At 60.9% G+C, this 17,574-nt stretch carries 17 protein-coding genes; 5 read left to right on the top strand and 12 right to left on the bottom strand.

Annotated features, from left to right (window positions below; all coding sequences use genetic code 11):
• Positions 1-81: 81 nt before the first annotated feature.
• Genes PY308_RS04095 through PY308_RS04085 form a run of 3 tightly spaced genes read right to left on the bottom strand, consistent with a single transcriptional unit; the run spans position 82 to position 3,365 of the window.
• Complete coding sequence (locus PY308_RS04095) at positions 82-1,239, bottom strand: class I SAM-dependent methyltransferase (RefSeq protein WP_275788470.1); 1,158 nt, start codon at positions 1,237-1,239, stop codon at positions 82-84.
• Positions 1,236-2,096: a phytanoyl-CoA dioxygenase family protein gene (locus PY308_RS04090; RefSeq protein WP_275788468.1), complete on the bottom strand. Its 861-nt coding sequence runs from the start codon at positions 2,094-2,096 to the stop codon at positions 1,236-1,238. Before PY308_RS04090 ends, PY308_RS04095 begins: the two co-directional genes overlap by 4 nt.
• Positions 2,097-2,150: 54 nt before the next feature.
• A complete protein-coding gene (locus PY308_RS04085; protein ID WP_275788465.1) occupies positions 2,151-3,365 on the bottom strand; it encodes a glycosyltransferase family 2 protein in 1,215 nt (404 codons plus the stop codon).
• A 166-nt stretch (positions 3,366-3,531) separates the two neighbouring features.
• Between PY308_RS04085 and PY308_RS04080 the strand changes: the two genes are divergently transcribed.
• Positions 3,532-3,837 (top strand): chorismate mutase family protein, encoded by a 306-nt coding sequence (locus PY308_RS04080; RefSeq protein WP_275788462.1) that lies wholly within the window; start codon positions 3,532-3,534, stop codon positions 3,835-3,837.
• Positions 3,838-3,930: 93 nt separating this feature from the next.
• On the opposite strand, the gene PY308_RS04075 is transcribed toward PY308_RS04080, so the two are convergent.
• The 7 genes from PY308_RS04075 to mscL form a co-directional block, all read right to left on the bottom strand.
• On the bottom strand, positions 3,931-5,160 hold the full coding sequence (locus PY308_RS04075; protein ID WP_275788459.1) for a class I SAM-dependent methyltransferase: 1,230 nt from the start codon (positions 5,158-5,160) through the stop codon (positions 3,931-3,933).
• Positions 5,157-5,720 (bottom strand): dTDP-4-dehydrorhamnose 3,5-epimerase family protein, encoded by a 564-nt coding sequence (locus tag PY308_RS04070; RefSeq protein WP_275788456.1) that lies wholly within the window; start codon positions 5,718-5,720, stop codon positions 5,157-5,159. Before PY308_RS04070 ends, PY308_RS04075 begins: the two co-directional genes overlap by 4 nt.
• Positions 5,717-6,802 (bottom strand): CDP-glucose 4,6-dehydratase, encoded by a 1,086-nt coding sequence (rfbG, locus tag PY308_RS04065; protein ID WP_275788453.1) that lies wholly within the window; start codon positions 6,800-6,802, stop codon positions 5,717-5,719. The genes PY308_RS04070 and rfbG overlap by 4 nt, the downstream gene beginning before the upstream one ends.
• Positions 6,802-7,572: a glucose-1-phosphate cytidylyltransferase gene (rfbF, locus tag PY308_RS04060; protein ID WP_275788450.1), complete on the bottom strand. Its 771-nt coding sequence runs from the start codon at positions 7,570-7,572 to the stop codon at positions 6,802-6,804. Before rfbF ends, rfbG begins: the two co-directional genes overlap by 1 nt.
• A 260-nt stretch (positions 7,573-7,832) precedes the next feature.
• The gene (gene galE, locus PY308_RS04055; RefSeq protein WP_275788447.1) at positions 7,833-8,825 is read right to left on the bottom strand and encodes a UDP-glucose 4-epimerase GalE; all 993 of its coding nucleotides are present in this window, start codon (positions 8,823-8,825) and stop codon (positions 7,833-7,835) included.
• 92 nt (positions 8,826-8,917) lie between these two features.
• Entirely contained in the window at positions 8,918-10,084 is a 1,167-nt protein-coding gene (locus PY308_RS04050; protein WP_275788445.1) for a pyridoxal phosphate-dependent aminotransferase, read from the bottom strand.
• Positions 10,085-10,203: 119 nt separating this feature from the next.
• Positions 10,204-10,662, bottom strand: a complete 459-nt coding sequence (gene mscL / locus PY308_RS04045) for a large conductance mechanosensitive channel protein MscL (RefSeq protein WP_275788443.1) — start codon at positions 10,660-10,662, stop codon at positions 10,204-10,206.
• A gap of 198 nt (positions 10,663-10,860) precedes the next feature.
• On the opposite strand from mscL, the gene PY308_RS04040 reads away from it, so the two are divergent.
• Both PY308_RS04040 and PY308_RS04035 read left to right on the top strand, forming a co-directional pair.
• On the top strand, positions 10,861-14,352 hold the full coding sequence (locus PY308_RS04040; RefSeq protein ID WP_275788442.1) for a PAS domain-containing hybrid sensor histidine kinase/response regulator: 3,492 nt from the start codon (positions 10,861-10,863) through the stop codon (positions 14,350-14,352).
• An 80-nt stretch (positions 14,353-14,432) separates the two neighbouring features.
• Entirely contained in the window at positions 14,433-14,738 is a 306-nt protein-coding gene (locus PY308_RS04035; RefSeq protein ID WP_275788440.1) for a hypothetical protein, read from the top strand.
• An 11-nt stretch (positions 14,739-14,749) separates the two neighbouring features.
• Here the strand turns inward: PY308_RS04035 and PY308_RS04030 are convergent, their stop codons facing one another.
• Both PY308_RS04030 and PY308_RS04025 read right to left on the bottom strand, forming a co-directional pair.
• Positions 14,750-15,397, bottom strand: coding sequence for a response regulator transcription factor (locus PY308_RS04030; protein ID WP_275788437.1), 648 nt, complete (start codon positions 15,395-15,397; stop codon positions 14,750-14,752).
• 76 nt (positions 15,398-15,473) lie between these two features.
• A complete protein-coding gene (locus PY308_RS04025; protein WP_275788435.1) occupies positions 15,474-15,911 on the bottom strand; it encodes a hypothetical protein in 438 nt (145 codons plus the stop codon).
• A gap of 110 nt (positions 15,912-16,021) precedes the next feature.
• Here PY308_RS04025 and PY308_RS04020 point away from each other — a divergent pair, with 110 nt between their 5' ends.
• Both PY308_RS04020 and PY308_RS04015 read left to right on the top strand, forming a co-directional pair.
• The gene (locus tag PY308_RS04020; RefSeq protein WP_275788432.1) at positions 16,022-16,369 is read left to right on the top strand and encodes a DUF952 domain-containing protein; all 348 of its coding nucleotides are present in this window, start codon (positions 16,022-16,024) and stop codon (positions 16,367-16,369) included.
• Positions 16,366-17,451, top strand: a complete 1,086-nt coding sequence (locus PY308_RS04015; protein WP_275788429.1) for a quinone-dependent dihydroorotate dehydrogenase — start codon at positions 16,366-16,368, stop codon at positions 17,449-17,451. The genes PY308_RS04020 and PY308_RS04015 overlap by 4 nt, the downstream gene beginning before the upstream one ends.
• The last annotated feature ends 123 nt before the right edge of the window (positions 17,452-17,574 follow it).

Below are 17,574 nucleotides of genomic sequence, written 5' to 3'. Positions count from 1 at the left end.
CCATGGCAGCCTTGATCCGTCAGGCGGACGACAAGACCCTATTGGTAAAGCCTTTCGCGAACCTGTCCCGGCGCGCCTCGCTCAGGCGTCGATCCAGACAATATCAAGCCCCGGCCGCTGCAACGCCGCCTGTCCGGCAAGGGCCGCCCGCGCCTTGAGCGGGTTCAACCCGACGAACACCACATCGACATCGTCATTGAGGTTCGCCGGCGCGATCACAGGACGATTGAAATGCGTCGATCCCTGAAGCTTGGGGTTCTGGTCGAGGAACACCCGGAAATCGACATCGGCCTCGATCCGGCTGCAGATCCAGCTGCCGTAGAATCCGGATCCGTAGACGGCGGCGCGCTTGCCCGAAAACTGCTTGGCGGCGCCATCGAGGTTGCGCGTCGCGTTTTTCCAGAAAGCACAGATATCCTTGGCCGCCGCGGCAGCCGCGGCGATCTCCTGCCGGTTCTCTTCAGTCGCCGGCACTTCGTCGGCGCGAACGGCAACGGCGAAGAATGCCCCCGGAAAAGCGTCGCTGTTGATCACGTCCAGAGCGAGGCCGGCAAGCGACAGCGCCCGCTTGAGCGAGGGCACGCTGAAATGGTTGAGATGGTCGGCAACCGTCATGTCGCCCGGATTGGCGGCGACATCGGGCATCGACAGAAGAAGCCGGCCGCCTGGAGCGAGCAGGCCGTGCAGCGTCTTCAGAAACGGGACGGGTTCGGCAACGTGCTCGATCACGAAATGGCTGATGATCGCCTGAAAGCGCCCGTTCCAGACGTCCGGCACGGTGTAGGTCGCCTGATTGCGGCTTTCGACCCAGCCATCCCAGGCCGGCATGTAATCCCGGCTGACGTCGAAGACGTGCGGGATAAGGTCCGGACGCACCGCGCACATCTTTTGCAGCGTCGTCGCCTTGCCCGATCCATAGTCGAGAATATTGGCGCCGACAGGAATGTCCATCAGTGCCAGGCCCGTCGCGGCCTGATGATCGGTCCGGTAGATCGGGCTGCCATCGGTGGCAATCGCAAAAATCTGGTCGTGATCGTCGGATTCCAGAGAGATCCGGTAGGTGGTGTCGTAGAAGCTGTCGATATCGGGCAGATCGGCGCATTGTGCATGCCCGCATTCGTCACAGACGAAGGCCAGCGTCGGAATGTCGATGAAGGCCATCATCGAGGTCAGCGCCGGTGCCGACGCCTCATAGGAGGCCTCGGCAATCGGCGATCCGCAGACACGGCAGGCTGTCATGCCGCGACCTCGCCGTCCGTGACCAGTTCCGGCATCAACTTGCTGAAATCGACGCCGGCGGCAAACGAGCCGGCCCAGCCGATGCGGGTGCCGAGCAGATCGGCGAAGTTGAAATAGCGGAACTGGATGCTCCAGCGCGGCATGGCGGAGGTGTTGTGCCCGCCCTGGTGCATGGTGAGGAAATCCATCAGGATGAGATCGCCGGGGTTCGTCAGCGGCGCCACCTTCTCGTATTTCTCCAGTCGCTCGTCGCACTTGTCCATGTACAGGGCATAGGCGCCTGTCTTACCAAGCCCGGCATCGTCCCGATAAACGGGGATCAGGCCTTCGGCATGGGATCCCTCGGCGATCTGCACCGGCCCCATATCGGCGGTGACGGGCAGAAGCGGCGTCCAGAACACGATACCGTCGAGGCTGCGCAACTGGCCCGGAAACTCCTGATGCCACTGCGCCCGGAACTTCTCCTCGCCAGGATTGTCGATCCGGATACCGTAGCCGCCGGCGGCGATGCCCGGCACGGAGCCCGGGCGCAGATGCTGAAAGACGATCTGGTTGGCGGTCTTGGTAACGATCTGCATGAAAGCGGGTATCTGCTTGACCGCATCATAGACCTCGCCGCCCCAGGCGCGGTTTTTGGCGATCAGGGCAGGATAGGCCTGGGTCATGGCGTTCCAGGCGGTGTCGGTCGGCGCATCCACGTCGTATTTCCGGCAAAGCAGTTCCAGAATGACGCGGATCCCTTCCTGAATCGGCGCCACGTCGCGCTGCACATCGTAAAACTGCGGCAGCATGGTGTAGCCCTTGGCGGCAAAGTCCTCGCGTGCCGAGGCCGCGATGATCGCTTCATTCTGTATCATGCGTTGCGTCCTTTTCGATGTAATGGCGCCTTCAGACCCGGCCGCCCAAAGGGATCAGGCGACCTTGAAATGCTGTTCGAAATTCAGGATGAGTTCCGGCTCCGGGGCAAGACTCTGGTTCACGAGATTGTAAAGCTCAGCCGGGGTACTGACACCGCCGATCTCTTCATCGAGATAGAGGTGATTGTTCGAAACGCCTGTGAAGAACAGGGCATCGGTCGGCTCGGAATAGGGGGCCGGTTTGAAGTTTGCGAGATAGCGACCGTTTTTCCACCGGCCGAAGGCGGACCGGTAGCCGGCAACGGTCCGATCGTAATCGGCGCGCGTGCCCATGATGCCGCAGCTCAGGCCACAGGCCTCGGCGAAATTCGCTTCCCAGCCCTTTATCTCGCTATAGCCGTACTTCGTCAGGAACCAGTGCTGCGTCTGCGCAATACAGGCGGCGAGACCGAGCAGCGATGGAAACGGAAAATCCTTCATGTGCGGATCTTCATCGATGTTGCGGCCCGTCTCGGCCATGAAGGCCGCATGCTGATCCTTTGCCTTGTCCATCATCTTGATTTTTGCGGAATTGCTCTCCGCGCAGGAACCGAGCACCGAGAAGGCGCGCTCGGAGTAGAACATATGCTCAGCCGTGACGATGACCTTGCAGACATTCTCGAAATCGACGACCGGATATTCGCAGTATTTGCCGCCGAACTTTGCCTTGATCTTGTCCATGACACGCTTGGAAACCGCGCCGTGGTAGAACCCGAAGGCCATGTTCGGCGTCGCAGTGTTTCCTTTCCACGAGAAGAATTCCTCGTAGAGCCACTTGCGGGGCAACCGGTGCACCTCGGTGCCAAGCGGCGCTGAGACGTTGCAGTGGTTGGGTCGATTACCTGGCCAATTGTAGGTGAGCCGACTCCAGACGAAGACGTCGACCACATGGGTGGCCTGCGACCGGGTAATCAGGTCCGCGACGGTAACATCGACGTAATCGTCGTCGCCGATCATGCAGATGAATTCACCTGTCGCAGCCTCAACGCAGCGTTCCCAGTTCTCCACCATCGAAAACACGCGCTCCGCCGACGGCAGATATTTCACGCGTGGGTCGCCGATCACGTCTTCCATAAAATCGTTCATGACCGCTGGATCGTCGGAATTGTCCGCGAAAACAAATTCCACATCCGTCCTGAGGTTGATCACCAGGCTTCTGATCGTTTCCTGGAAATAACGCTGGCGGTTGCGCGAGGGCACACAGATCGTCAGTTTCGGCTGGGCGAACATAAAATCTCTCCGTTTGCCCCATACATAAAGTTGAGGGCTTTCGCGAGGCTTGCCCGCGACCTTGCGTCTTGCAGGGTTTTCCTGGCTTTCCATGTAGCGGATCGCTTGATAAGCAGCAGACGGCGAGGCTCTCCCTTCGCCGTCCGCACCGGTATGGAGACGATGCATGCAAAAAAGCCCGGCAGATTGCACCTCGATGGAGGATATCCGCGCCGAGATCGATCGTCTGGACAAGGCGTTGATGGCGCTTTTCGCAGAGCGCTGGGCCTATATCGGCCGGGCGGCCGAAATCAAGAAACCGATCGGGCTGAAGGCGGACATCCCGGCGCGTGTCGATGAGGTCCGGCGCAATGCGCGGAGCAATGCCGAGGCCGTAGGCATCGATCCGGATTTCTACGAAGACCTATGGGCGCAACTGATCCGCCATTCGATCGCTCGCGAGGAAGTCGAACTCGGCGAAACGACGGAATAGCCCGAAATCAACCGATCTTCAGGCCTTGGGTTCCCGTCTTCTTGATCGGGACGTCGACCGTCGTCTCCGGCAGGTCGGCGATGACGGCCTCGGTCACCGGTGCACCGTCAGTGACGGCACCGCCGTCACGAACTTGCCACCCCAATCGCTGATATACGAAAGCTGCTGTTTGATTTCGGCCTGTATGTTCCATGGCAGGATAACGACCCTTTCCGGTTTTTCGGTTTTCAGCACGTCTTCCGTAACGACGGGAATTCGGCTTCCCGGTAGCAGCGTTCCCTGCTTGGCGGGGTTCTTGTCGACGACGAAGGCAATGAGATCGGGCTTGATGCCGGCGAAGTTAAAGAGCGTATTGCCCTTTGCCGCAGCGCCATAGGCGGCGACCTTGAGGCCCGCGCGCCGGCTTTCGATCAGGAATTCCAGGAAGCCGTCGCGTACCGTCTGCGCAGCCTCCTGGAAATCGGCGTAGAATTTATCCTCAAGCATGCCCGCCGCGCGCTCGGTGTCCAACGTTGCTACCACGGCAGCTGTTGCCTGGTGCCCGCCGGTATCGCTGCGCTGCGCGAACACCCTGAGGCTGCCGCCGTGCCACGGCGTGGTTTCGACGTCGAACACCGAAAGCCCATTGGCCTCGAAGACCCGCTTCACTGCCGTCAGCGAAAGATAGGAATAATGCTCGTGATAGGCGGTATCGAACTGAGCCTCGCGCACCATGTTGAGGAGATGCGGAAACTCGAAGGTCGCGACGCCCTGTGGTTTCAGCAGACGCGCGAAGCCGGCAACGAAATCGTTGATGTCAGGCACATGGGCCAACACATTGTTGGCCACCATCAGGTCGGCGGATTGTCTCTCCGCCGCAAGCCTTTCGCCGAGTTCGACACCGAAAAACTCCTCGACGATCTCGATGCCCTTCTTCCGGGCCGCTGCCGCGGTGCTGGCCGTCGGTTCGATGCCGAGGCAGCCGATGCCCCGCTCTCTCGCATATTGCAGGAGATAACCGTCATTGGCGGCGATTTCGACGATCTGCGAGGCTTCCGTCAGGCCGAAACGTGCCTGCATATCGGCGACATAGCGGCGGGCATGGTCGAGCCACGACGTGGAGAAGGAACTGAAATAGGCGTAGCTCGACGAGAAGAAGGTTTCGCGATCGGCGAAATCTTCCGTCTGCACCAGACGGCATTCACCGCAGCAGCGGATCACCAGCGGATACCAGAGCTCCGGCATGTGACGCATGGTGGCATCGACATAGGAGTTCGATGGCGGAGCCGTGCCGAGGTCGAGAAACGGCACCATATGCGTCGAACCGCAGTGACGGCATTTCATGCGGCGACTCCACGGTAACCCTGCGAGAGGTGCGGATGCGCGGCGTCCCGCAGCGAGAGATGGACGACCGGCAGGGGCCAGTCGATGCCGAGTGCCGCGTCCTGCGGATGAAGCCCGGCTTCGGCCGAAGCCGAGTAGGGCTCGGAATGCGCGTAGATCATCCTGACATCGTCGCTCAGCGCCTGGAAACCATGCGCAAAACCCTTGGGAATGAGAAGCGAGCGGCCGTTTTCTTCAGATAGCTCGACAGCGACATGCTGGAGAAATGTCGGTGAATCCTCGCGGATGTCGACTGCGACATCGAGGATGCGGCCGCGCGTGCAGGTCACCAGCTTGATCTCCGCATGCGGCGGACGCTGGAAATGCATGCCGCGAACCGTTCCGCGATGCACGGTGCCGGTCTCGTTCAGCTGCGCAAGGCGTCCCTGCCAGCCGAAGGCGCGTAAATCCTCGTCGCAGAACAACCGTGAAAGGAAGCCGCGGTCGTCCGTCACCGCCTTGCGGGTCAGCACCAGCAAACCCTGCAGCGGTGTTTCGACCGCCTCGAAACGTCCGCTCATCCGGCCGCCCTCAACGGCGCGTTTTCCACGGAAAGTCCGGCAAAATCGCGAATATCCGCAAGGCAAAGATCGAGCGCGCTTCTGCCCTGACCTTGAGCCCGGTACCAGTCCATCGTGCGCTTGACCGTTTCGGCAAGCCGCCAGCGCGGCTTATAGTCGAGCTCCGCCCTGGCTTTGGCACTGTCAAGAACCAGATAGCCGGCCTCGTGAGGTCCTTCCGATCCGTCGCCCAGTTGCATGGCGCCGCCGCCGAAATGCCGCTCCGCCATCTTCAGCACGGCGCCAACGGAGGCCGCGTCGCCATGGTCCGGGCCGAAATTATAGCTTTCGACACCTTCCGGCGCGTGCCACAGGCGTTCGGCAAGTCCGATATACCCGCCGAGCGGCTCCAGCACATGCTGCCAGGGGCGAACCGCCCGAGGACGGCGCACATTGAGCGTTTCGCCGTTCTGCCACGCCCTGACGGCATCGGGGATCAGCCGGTCTTCCGCCCAGTCGCCGCCGCCGATAACATTGCCGGCCCGCGCCGTCGCAAGGCCGACTTTCCGGGCAGCGAAGAATGACGCCCGATAGCTCGCTGCGACGATCTCCGCCGCCGCCTTGCTGGCGCTGTAGGGATCATGCCCGCCGAGCGGATCGCTCTCCATGAAGGCGAGACCGGTTTCGGCGTTGTGATAGACCTTGTCGGTGGTGACGACGACAATGGAGCGCACGTCCTGTGACAGCCTGAGGGCATCGAGCACGTTGGCTGTGCCGAGCACGTTGACGTCGTATGTCTCCGCTGGATTGCGGTACCCCGCCCGGACCAGCGCCTGCGCCGCCAAATGGAAGACGATCTGCGGCTTGGTCTTCACGACCTGGTGAACCACAGCGTCGCGGTCGCGGATATCGATGATACCCCCGGTATCGACAGCGCCACTCAGCAAGAGATGCAGCGAAGGACTGGTTTGCGGCGCAAGGGAAAGGCCGGATACCTCGGCTCCCAACTCGCGAAGCCACAACGTCAGCCAGCTTCCCTTAAATCCGGTATGGCCCGTGACCAGGACGCGTTTGCCGCGCCAGAATTCGCTTTTCATTGGCATCACCAGCTCTTCCACGGCGGGGAGCCGCTTTGCCACAGGGTTTCGAGAAGATTCTTGTCGCGCAGCGTGTCCATCGGCTGCCAGAAGCCTTCGTGCAGATAGGCCCGAAGCTCGCCATCCTTGGCCAGTCCCATCAAGGGCTCCCCTTCCCAGCTCGTGTGATCCGCATCGATCCGGTCGATGCAGCGCGGCGAAAGCACGAAGAAGCCGCCATTGATAAAGCCGCCCTCGCCTTCCGGTTTTTCGATGAAGCCCTGAACCTCGTTGCCATCAAGCTGCAGGGCACCGTAGCGGGCGGGCGGGCGCACCGCCGTGACCGTCGCCTGCTTGCCATGGCTCTTATGGAAGGCGATGGTCGCGCCGATATCGGCATTGGTAACGCCATCGCCATAGGTGAAGCAGAAGGCATCTTCGTTCTTGAGATAGGAGGCAACGCGTTTGAGGCGGCCACCGGTCATCGAATTCTCGCCGGTATCGACCAGGGTGACACGCCAGTTTTCCGCGCTCTGGCGGTGGAATTCGATGCTGTTCTGCTGGAGGTCGAAGGTGATGTCCGACATGTGCAGGCCGTAATTGGCGAAATATTCCTTGATCATGTAGCCCTTGAAGCCACAGCAGATGATGAAGTCGCGCACGCCATGGGCATAGTAGAGCTTCATGATGTGCCACAGGATCGGCCGACCACCGATCTCCACCATCGGCTTGGGGCGAAGATGCGTTTCTTCCGCGATGCGCGATCCAAGACCGCCGGCGAGAATGACGGCTTTCATACACGCCCCCCGCCAAAGGCATTCATCCGATCTGCGGCGATCAGCGGCAGGATCGAAAAACGGGAAATGGCACGCGGAGGTCCCGCCCGACGCTCCGCAGCGGACCGCGCAGCCGCAGGCTTCGCCGTCTTACGGTGTCTTGGGCAGGTAAATTCGGTCATGCTCAGGGTCCGGTCAGTCAATAATGACAGACAACCTAGAGCCTGAAACTGTCGTCAAACTGGAGCGCCCGCGGTGGCAAGTGCAAACCGCGTTGCAGGTCAGAGCACATTCTTGCGCATCAGGTGCAGTTCCCAGTCCAGCGCACTGCGGATAATGCCTTCGAGATCGTCATATTCCGGCACCCAGCCAAGCTCCTGCCTGGCAAGCGCCGGATTGGCGACGATCATTGCCGGGTCACCCGCCCGCCGCTCGGCAAAGGTTACGGCGAAATCGGAACCATGAACCTTGCGCACAGCGTCCAGCACGTCAAGGACTGAGAAACCGTGACCATAGCCGCAATTGGCCGCCAGAGAACCGCCGCCGGCGCGCATGCGCTGCAGAGCCTTCAGATGTGCCTGCACCAGATCCCAGACATGGATATAGTCGCGCACGCATGTCCCGTCCGGCGTCGGATAGTCGGTGCCGAAGACGCTCATCGATGGCCGCTTGCCGAGCGCGGTCGCGCAGGCCACCTTGATCAGGTGCGTCGCAAGCGCCGACGACTGGCCGCTACGCCCCTTCGGGTCGGCGCCGGACACGTTGAAATAGCGCAGCGCGGTATAGGTGAAGGCATGCGCATTGGCGGTGTCGCGCAGCATGATCTCGGTCATCAGCTTGGACGAGCCATAGGGTGATTCCGGCTTCAGGTTGACGCTTTCGGTCACCGGTTCAAGCACGTCGGGCGTGCCATAGACCGCAGCCGTGGAGGAAAACACGAAATGGGGAATGCCGGCCTCGACCGCGCTTGCGATCAGGCTGCGCGATTTCACCGTGTTGTTCTCGTAATAGCCGAGGGGATCGGCAACCGATTCGGGGACGACGATGGAACCGGCGAAGTGGATGATGGAATCGATCGCGTTGCCGGCAAAAATCTGCCGCATCAAGACCGTGTCGGCGATATCGCCTTCATAGAACCGGGCCTCGGGCGCGATCGCCCAGCGAAAGCCGGTCGAGAGCCGATCGATGACGACAACCTCTTCGCCGGCATCCAGCAATGCCCAGACCATATGGCTGCCGATATATCCGCCGCCGCCCGTGACCAGAACCGCCATCGATTGCTCCTGCTGCTTTTTGACGAGCCGGATAAGAACCGGTCACGCCGCGACAGGCAAGCTTTTTGTGGGCCGGTACAAGCCGGATGGGATCAGAGCGCGGCGATGTAGCCCGCCAGCCGCTCGGCCGCGGTGGCGATCTGGCCCGGGTCGCGCAGGAAACACGCACGCATGAACAGCGAACCCCCTACCCCGAAGGCCGTGCCGGGCGCGAGGCCGACGCCTGTCTTGTCAACGATATCAAAGGCAGTGCTGCGCGCGTCCGTCACCCCGTCGATCTTGAGGAAGGCGTAGATCGCTCCGTCCGGCTTCAAGGTCTCCACCCGGTTGGTGGCGATCAGCGCATCGCACAGGAGATCCCTGGACCGCGTGGCCTTGGCGACGTTTTCCGCCACGAAGGCATCGCCTTCATCGAGCGCTGCGATGGCGCCCGCCTGGATGAACGGAGCCACCCCCGAGGTCGAGTACTGGATGAGGTTTTCGAGGACGGGACCGATTTCTGGCGGCGCCACGATCCACCCGGCACGCCAGCCCGTCATCGACCAGTTCTTCGAGAAGGAATTGACGAAAAGAATTCTGTCAGCATCCTGCATGATATCGAGGAAAGACGGCGCCCTGTCTCCAAGATAATAATAGAGGGCATAAATCTCGTCGGCGATAATCCAGAGATCGCGGCGGCGGGCAAGGTCAAGAATCTTCTTCAGGTCGTCCTTTGACGCCGTCCATCCGGTCGGGTTGGATGGCGTGTTGACGAACAACGCGCGCGTCCTCGGCGTGATCGCCGATTCAAGCCTGTCGATGCCGAGCCGCCACATCCCGTCCTCGAAGCCCAGCGGCACTGCAATGGCATCGACGCCCGAGAGTTGTGCGCTGGCGGCGAAATTCGGCCAGGACGGCGACAGGTACACCATAGCGTCGCCGGGCGAGGTAACGGCTTCGATCGCAAGCTTGATGGCCTGCATGCCGGAGCCCGTCACGTAGAAATTGGTCGGCGCAAGCGTCTTTTGGAAATGCCGGAGGTAGTAGCGCGACAGTGCCTCGCGCAGCATCGGTATGCCGCCCTGCCAGGTGTAAAAGGTCTCGCCGGCCTTCAGCGAGGCCTGTGCTGCATTGGAAATAAAATCCGGTGTCGGCAGATCGCCCTCGCCGACCCAGAGCGGGATCAATCCGTCGCGGCCACGCGCATAGTTCACCAACTCGACGATGCCGCTCTTCGGGGCTGCGAGTGAGCGAGGGCTGAGGCTGGCGAGTACGGTCATGGCGGGCTCCTGTTTGCCCGCCGCTTCTAGCGTCTTTTCAAATCGCGATCACGCGACAATCGGTGACGGATTAATCTATTTTCGTGATGGATTGCCGGCCTCTTTTCAAGAAGCGCCGGTCAAAGCGCGCCGGGCTGGCTCGAAACGCGGGGCTGCTTCAGGAGATCGCGGATTTCCGTGAGTAGCACCACATCCTCCGGCGGCGGTGCGGTTTCGGCAACGCCTTCCTTCTTGTCGCGTTCGACCGATTCGCGCAGGCGATTCACGCCCTTTACCATCAGAAAGATGATCCAGGCGAGGATGAGGAAATTGATGAGAATGGTGATGAAATTTCCATAGGCGAGAACCGCGCCCTGCTCGCGTGCGGCCGCAAGCGTGTTAGCGGTCACGTTGCCGCTCAGCGCAACGAAGTAGTTGGAGAAATCGAAGCCGCCACCCGTCAACGCACCGACCACCGGCATGACCAGATCATTGACGATCGAATCGACGATCTTGCTGAAAGCCGCTCCGATGATGACGCCGACCGCCAGGTCCATGACATTGCCGCGCGCGACAAATTGTTTGAATTCGTTGAGCATCCCGCTATCCCCATCTGTTTAGTTGCGTCTGTCCACGCATCCCGACATCAAACTATCGCGTCAGGCGCGAAAGAAAAGAGAAAATATGGCCGGGTATCGGTCGGCTCTTGACGATGCCATCTTGGACTTAAGGCGAAGACGAGACCGATTTTCTTCACATCGAACTTCGCCTATGCTCGAAGCGAGGAAGGGGGAAGCATGCTGTCAGGTTCGGTGATTTTCGGCGCCGCCTTCGGGTACCTGCTGCTGCTTTTCGCGGTTGCAAGCTACGGCGACCGCAAGGCGCGCAAAAGCGCCTCTGCCGGAAAAGGCCGGCCGATCGTCTACGCCTTGAGTCTTGCCATCTACTGCACATCCTGGACCTATTTCGGCGGCATCGGCCTTGCTGCCGAGCGCGGCCTCGAATTCACCGGCATCTACATCGGACCAATCCTGATGTTTACCGCGGGCCTGCCGGTCATCCGCCGCATCATCCAGCTTGCCAAGGCCGAGAGACTGACATCGGTCGCGGATTTCATCGGTGCGCGCTACGGGAAGAACCCGGCCGTCGCCGCCATCGTAGCGCTGATTTCGCTGATCGGCGCTATTCCCTATATCGCGCTCCAGCTGAAGGCCGTTTCCAGTTCCGTGTCGGCCATGGTTGATACCAGCGGCTACGGCATAGGCGCCGGCCAGAGCCTGGTCGATCTGCCGTTGCTGGTGACGCTTTTTCTCGCCTGTTTCGCCATCGTCTTCGGCACGCGCCACACGGATGCCACCGAGCATCAGGACGGCCTCATCCTGGCGATCGCCATGGAATCGGTCGTCAAATTGCTGGCTCTGGTCACCGCCGGCCTTTACGTCGTTTTCTTCCTGTTCGATGGTCCCGGCGATCTCTGGACAAAGACCCTTGCGAGCCAGCAGGCCATGGCGGCCCTGCACTATCAGACGCCGCTGCCGCGCTGGATCCTGCTCGTCGTCCTCTCCGCCTTCGCGATCATCCTGCTTCCGCGACAGTTCCATGTGACCGTGGTCGAAAACCGCACGGAAAAGGATCTGCGCACCGCCGGCATTCTCTTTCCGCTCTATCTGATTGCTATCAATCTTTTTGTGCTGCCAGTGGCCTTTGCCGGGATCCTGACCTTTTCCGGCAGCGGCGAGGCCGACCTCTATCTGCTCACCCTCCCGCTCGCCGCCGATCTGCCGCTCCTGACCCTGGTCACCTTTATCGGTGGATTTTCCGCTGCGACCGCCATGGTCATCGTCGCCTCCGTGGCACTGTCGATCATGATCTCCAACGACATCGTCATGCCCGTCTTCCTACGGCGAAAGCTCATGGGACGCGGCGGCGCACAAGATGTGGCTGGCACGCTGCTCAATGTCCGCCGCACGGCGATCTTCGGCGTGCTGCTGCTCGGTTATGGCTATTACCGTTCCGCCGATATGAGCGCCGGCCTCGCCTCGCTCGGCCTGCTCTCCTTTGCCGCCATCGGCCAAATGGCGCCCGCGCTGTTCGGCGGCCTCGTCTGGCGCCAGGCCAATGCCCGCGGCGCCATTGCCGGCATGACGCTCGGCTTTCTGGTCTGGGCCTATCTTCTTTTCCTCCCCAGCCTCGGCGGTCCCGACAATTCGCATGTGGCGACCACGATCCTCGGCTTCCTTTTCCCGTTTACTTCGGTTTTCTCCGGTGCCGAAGCCGACCCACTGGTCAATGCCACGGCGCTCAGCCTGCTCGTCAACGTCGTCGCCTATGCCATATTCTCCCTGAGCCGCGCGCCAAAACCGCTGGAGCGGCTGCAGGCCGGCGTCTTCATCCGCCGGAAATCTCGTTCCGAAAAAGCCTTTCGCGGCCGCAAGACCAAGATAACCATCCTCGAATTGAAGAGCACAATCGCGCGCTATCTGGGAGAGGAGCGCATGCGCCGTTCCTTCCAGACCTATGAACGCCAGTCCGGCCGCTGGCTGGAGGATCACCAGCCGGCCGACATGGCGCTCATTCACTTCTCCGAACAATTGCTTGGCAGCGCAATCGGCTCCTCGTCGGCCCGCCTCGTGCTGTCGCTGGTGCTGCAGCGCATGGACGATACGTCCTCCGACACGGCATGGCTGCTCGACCAGGCTTCCGAAGCGCTGCAATACAATCAGGACATGCTGCAGACGGCGCTGTCGCAGATGGATCAGGGGATCGCGGTCTTCGACAGTTCCACCAAGCTGATCATCTGGAACCGGCGTTTCCGGCAGCTTCTCGATCTTCCCGAAAGCGTCGGCCAGGTCGGCTTTCCACTGGCGGAGATCGTCTCGATCCTCACCAAGCGCGGCGATATTCGCAACGAGGAGGGAAAGATTCTCATCGACAATTTCCTGACCCTCGACAAGCCTTTCCTTCTCGACCTTGCCGGCAGCGAGCGCATCATCGAGGTGCGCACCAATGCCATGCCCGACAAGGGTTTTGTCACCACATATACCGATATTACGCAGCGGGTGGCGGCCGATATGGCGTTGAAACAGGCCAACGAGACGCTCGAACTGCGTGTCGCCGAGCGCACGGGGGAACTGACCCGCGTCAACAAAGAGGTCGCCGAGGCACGCGCCGCCGCCGAAGAGGCCAATATCGGCAAGACCCGTTTCTTTGCCGCCGCCGGCCACGACATCCTGCAGCCGCTCAATGCCGCCCGGCTTTATTCCTCCTCCCTCGTGGAGCGCCTCGGCGGGTCCGAAAACAGCCTTCTGGTCCAGAATATCGATTCCTCGCTGGAGTCGGTGGAATCCATTCTGGGCGCGGTGCTCGACATCTCCAGGCTCGATACCGGCGCGATGAAACCACGCCTTCAATCGGTTCCGCTCAACGACCTGCTGCGCCGTATCGAAACCGATTTCGCCCCGGTCGCGCGCGCTGCCAATCTGAAGCTGACGGTCTTGCCAACCTCGCTCGTGGTGCGTACCGATCCGAACCTCTTGCGCCGCCTCGTGCAGAATCTTGTCTCCAACGCCATCAAATACACGCCAAAGGGCAAGGTCCTTGTGGGCGTGCGGCGCGAGAACGGCAATGCGATCGTCCAGGTTCTGGATTCCGGCATCGGCATTCCCGCCTCGAAATTCCGCACTGTCTTCAAGGAATTCGCACGACTGGAGGAAGGCGCCAGGACCGCCTCGGGTCTCGGGCTTGGCCTCTCCATCGTCGACCGCATTTCCCGGGTGCTGAACCACACTGTCGATCTGCAATCCAAGCCCGGCAAGGGGACCCGCTTCCGGGTAACCATGCCGATCGACAGGACCGCCACCGGGATTATGGCGGCATCACCTGTGCCCGCCGGCAGGACCGAACCGTTGCACGGCCTGCGCGTGCTGTGCCTGGACAACGAAACGACAATCATCGACGGCATGAAGCTTCTGCTTGAAGGCTGGGGCTGCAAGGTCGAGACGACGCCGTCGCTTGCGGAGTGGCAGGCGCTTCCACCCTTTACCCGCCCGGATGCGATCATTGCCGACTATCACCTCGACAATTCAACCGGCATCGATGCCATTCGCGCCATCCGAGACCATTTCACCGCCGCCATACCCGCGCTCCTCGTCACCGCCGACCGCTCGCCGGAGGTGCGTGCCGCAGCCGAGCGCGACGGCATCGCCTTCCAGAACAAACCGGTGCGTCCCGCCTCGATGCGGGCCTGGCTGACACAGCTTTCAGGAACGGTAAAGATGGCTGCGGAATGAATAGCCTCTGCCAAAGAACGGTAGAGGCTGAATTGAAGTTTGCGAGATCAACGATTATCATGCCTTGAAGGTGGTCCGATATGATCGACGAAAATGTAGATTTGAGCTTTTTGGCCAAGCAGGGTCAAAAAATCATCGAAGACATGCGCGCTTTTCGCCAGGAAGCATCCGAAATCCGGACTCTGGCGCTTCAGACCTATGAATATTCGAGGCGTATCGAAAGGCGCCAATCGGAATTGAGAGACGATCTTGAGGTAACGATCAAAATGGAATTTGGCGGCGGTTTTGCCCACCTGCAAACGGCAGTCGAACGGTCGCTCTCAAGAATAGAGGAGATGGCAGAAAACCTTGCACGGCGCGTGGATGCACTTGAACGCAAATCTTAAATTCTGATTTGTTACGCCGCGACGGCCGCAATCTTGCCAAGCTGTATAACGGCCTGCGTCCGGCTGTCGACATCGAGCTTCAGCAGGATCGCCGATACATGGGCCTTGATCGTCGCCTCCGACACACCGAGTTCATAGGCGATCTGTTTGTTCAACAGTCCCTCGGCCAGCATGCCCAGCACGCGCGATTGCTGCGGCGTCAGGGTCTGCAGCCGGTGGAGAAGATCGGCAACTTCCGGTTCATGCTCCACACCACTCAGAAAGCCCTTCGGCGTGAAAATGCCGCCTGATATAACGGTTTCTATACCTTCTCGGATCTCGTCGATGCCAGCGGACTTGGAAAGAAAACCTGACGCGCCGAGTTCCAGCGCCCGCTGGATGGTTGCCGGATCGTCATGGGCGGAGACGATCATCACAGGCAGGCTCTGGAATTCCGCCCGCAGCGCAATCAGCCCGGAAAGGCCGCTGACCCCCGGCATGGTCAGATCGAGCAGCATCAAATCGGCCGACAAGGCATCGATCGCCGCCTGACGGGCGGCGGTAAAGTCGCCCGCCTCGATAATTGTCGGATTGCCAGCCATGCCCGTCAACGCCTGGCGCATGGCGCCCCGAAACAGAGGGTGGTCGTCTGCAATGATAATGGTCAGATCTGGTGTCATGACGCTCCCTCCCAAGAGCTTCTGAACGGCCGGCAAACCTCCAATTTGCCGACTGCCCCGTATTCGCTGGATCCGGTCAGGTCTTTTGAGGCCTGTCCTGCGCACTGTCGGACGGCGCCTTGTCCTCGCCTTCCAGATCCTTAGCAATTCCGAAGAAACTGCGCATCATCCTTTCCATGATGGTCATTGTCTGGTCAATCTCTTCCTTGGTGGGAAGCCGCTGTTTGAACCCCGTCTGGCCATCCGCGGCGGCTTTTTCCAGGGTCTCGATACGTTTGGTGAGAAGATCAAGCTCAAGCTCGAAGGCCGTGCGCTCATCGGCGGCCATGCGGCAGACGATGTCGCCCTCGCTTTCGCGGCAAAGCGAGACCTCGCCGGTCTGCGTATCGAGCCGCGCAATGCCACTCTCCGTCTTCTGCATGGCATAGCGCCCGGGCACAGACTCCTGCGCGAAAGCCGGAGCAGACGCCACCATGATGCCAAGGACAAGGCCCGGTACCAGCACTGTTTTCATCATTACCTCCTGTGAACTGCAAATCTGCCGATCGACTTTCCCGATGGACTTTCGCACAGGTTTGCGGCAATCCCGCAATACCCATCATCCAATGTCCAGGAAGCGGCGGCATGAGCAGCATCATCTACAAAATCGTCCCGGCAACTCTATGGCAGGATGCGCTGAAAAGCGGAGAATTCAAGGGTGCCGCAATCGATCTGGCGGATGGCTACATCCACTTCTCCACAGCCGCACAGGCAAGAGAGACGGCGGCGCGCCATTTTTCCGGACAGAATGGCCTGCTGCTGGTCGCAATCGACGGCGACCGGCTTGGCGAAAAACTCGTGTACGAGGCGTCCCGCGGCGGCGATCTCTTTCCGCATCTCTACGGGACGCTGCCGCTCGAAGCGGTGCTTTGGCAAAAACCGCTGCCGCTTGCGACTAACGGCGCCCATGTCTTTCCGGAGCTTGACCAATGACCGGACCGTTCCAGTCGCTCGCCCGCCGCGGCCTGTTTCTCCTTGATCCCGAGGCTGCCCATGGCCTCTCCATCAAGGCGCTGAAGACCGGTCTCGTGCCGGTTTGCGCTGCGCCCTCCGACCCGCGTCTTGTCCAAACGATTGCAGGTCTTTCCTTTGCCAATCCGCTCGGCATGGCGGCGGGCTATGATAAGAATGCCGAGGTGCCGGAGGCGCTGCTGAAACTCGGCTTCGGCTTTACCGAGATCGGCACCGTGACGCCGAAGCCGCAGGCCGGCAACGACAGGCCGCGCATCTTCCGGCTGGTCGAGGACGAGGCGGTCATCAATCGGCTCGGCTTCAACAACGAGGGGCATCAGGCAGCGCTTGCCCGGCTGTCCATCTGCGCCCGTGGCGCGATGATCGGCGTCAATATCGGCGCCAACAAGGATAGCCCCGACCGCATTGCCGACTATGTCGCGGGGATACGCAGCTTCTCTGGCGTCGCCCGCTATTTCACCGTCAATATATCATCTCCCAACACGCCCGGACTGCGCGACCTGCAGGCGCGCGAAAGTCTGGCGGCACTTCTGTCCGCTGTCCTTTCCGCCCGCGACGATGAGGCGAGGAAGGCGGGAACCCGCGTCCCGGTGTTCCTGAAGATCGCGCCCGACCTGACCGAAGAGGGCATGGACGACATTGCTGCGGAGGCGCTGTCGCATGCCCTCGACGGCCTGATCGTCTCCAACACGACGCTTTCGCGCGACAACCTTACCGATCAGCAACAGGCAAAGGAAAGCGGCGGGCTTTCCGGCAAGCCGCTGTTTGAAAAATCCACCATCGTGCTTGCCAAGATGCGCAGGCGCCTCGGCCCGGATATGCCCCTTATCGGGGTCGGCGGCGTATCCTCGGCAGAAACGGCGACGGAGAAGATCCGGGCCGGCGCAGATCTGGTTCAGCTCTATTCCTGCATGGTCTATGAAGGCCCGTCTCTGGCGGGCCGTATCGTCCGCGGCCTGTCGCAACTCTGTGACCGCGAAGGATTGGGCTCGATCAGCGATATCCGCAACAGCCGGATGGACTATTGGGCAGACAAAGGCTAGGGCCAAAACCACGGCATAGCGAAGTCTGCAAAGTCCTGAAGGTCCAGAGGAAACCAGCGTATAGCCGCAAACAACTTGACGCTTTCATCGCCGGCGAAGAGGATCACGCGCGGCTGGGGCATC

Origin of the sequence: Pararhizobium gei, assembly GCF_029223885.1 — a bacterium.
GTDB lineage: Bacteria > Pseudomonadota > Alphaproteobacteria > Rhizobiales > Rhizobiaceae > Pararhizobium > Pararhizobium gei.
This window is presented reverse-complemented; position numbering and strand designations above follow the sequence as displayed.

Coding starts and splice junctions, on each gene's coding strand:
- PY308_RS04095 (WP_275788470.1), bottom strand. CDS start 1,239: ATGACAGCCTGCCGTGTCTGCGGATCGCCGATTGCCGAGGCCTCCTAT.
- PY308_RS04090 (WP_275788468.1), bottom strand. CDS start 2,096: ATGATACAGAATGAAGCGATCATCGCGGCCTCGGCACGCGAGGACTTT.
- PY308_RS04085 (WP_275788465.1), bottom strand. CDS start 3,365: ATGTTCGCCCAGCCGAAACTGACGATCTGTGTGCCCTCGCGCAACCGC.
- PY308_RS04080 (WP_275788462.1), top strand. CDS start 3,532: ATGCAAAAAAGCCCGGCAGATTGCACCTCGATGGAGGATATCCGCGCC.
- PY308_RS04075 (WP_275788459.1), bottom strand. CDS start 5,160: ATGAAATGCCGTCACTGCGGTTCGACGCATATGGTGCCGTTTCTCGAC.
- PY308_RS04070 (WP_275788456.1), bottom strand. CDS start 5,720: ATGAGCGGACGTTTCGAGGCGGTCGAAACACCGCTGCAGGGTTTGCTG.
- rfbG (WP_275788453.1), bottom strand. CDS start 6,802: ATGCCAATGAAAAGCGAATTCTGGCGCGGCAAACGCGTCCTGGTCACG.
- rfbF (WP_275788450.1), bottom strand. CDS start 7,572: ATGAAAGCCGTCATTCTCGCCGGCGGTCTTGGATCGCGCATCGCGGAA.
- galE (WP_275788447.1), bottom strand. CDS start 8,825: ATGGCGGTTCTGGTCACGGGCGGCGGCGGATATATCGGCAGCCATATG.
- PY308_RS04050 (WP_275788445.1), bottom strand. CDS start 10,084: ATGACCGTACTCGCCAGCCTCAGCCCTCGCTCACTCGCAGCCCCGAAG.
- mscL (WP_275788443.1), bottom strand. CDS start 10,662: ATGCTCAACGAATTCAAACAATTTGTCGCGCGCGGCAATGTCATGGAC.
- PY308_RS04040 (WP_275788442.1), top strand. CDS start 10,861: ATGCTGTCAGGTTCGGTGATTTTCGGCGCCGCCTTCGGGTACCTGCTG.
- PY308_RS04035 (WP_275788440.1), top strand. CDS start 14,433: ATGATCGACGAAAATGTAGATTTGAGCTTTTTGGCCAAGCAGGGTCAA.
- PY308_RS04030 (WP_275788437.1), bottom strand. CDS start 15,397: ATGACACCAGATCTGACCATTATCATTGCAGACGACCACCCTCTGTTT.
- PY308_RS04025 (WP_275788435.1), bottom strand. CDS start 15,911: ATGAAAACAGTGCTGGTACCGGGCCTTGTCCTTGGCATCATGGTGGCG.
- PY308_RS04020 (WP_275788432.1), top strand. CDS start 16,022: ATGAGCAGCATCATCTACAAAATCGTCCCGGCAACTCTATGGCAGGAT.
- PY308_RS04015 (WP_275788429.1), top strand. CDS start 16,366: ATGACCGGACCGTTCCAGTCGCTCGCCCGCCGCGGCCTGTTTCTCCTT.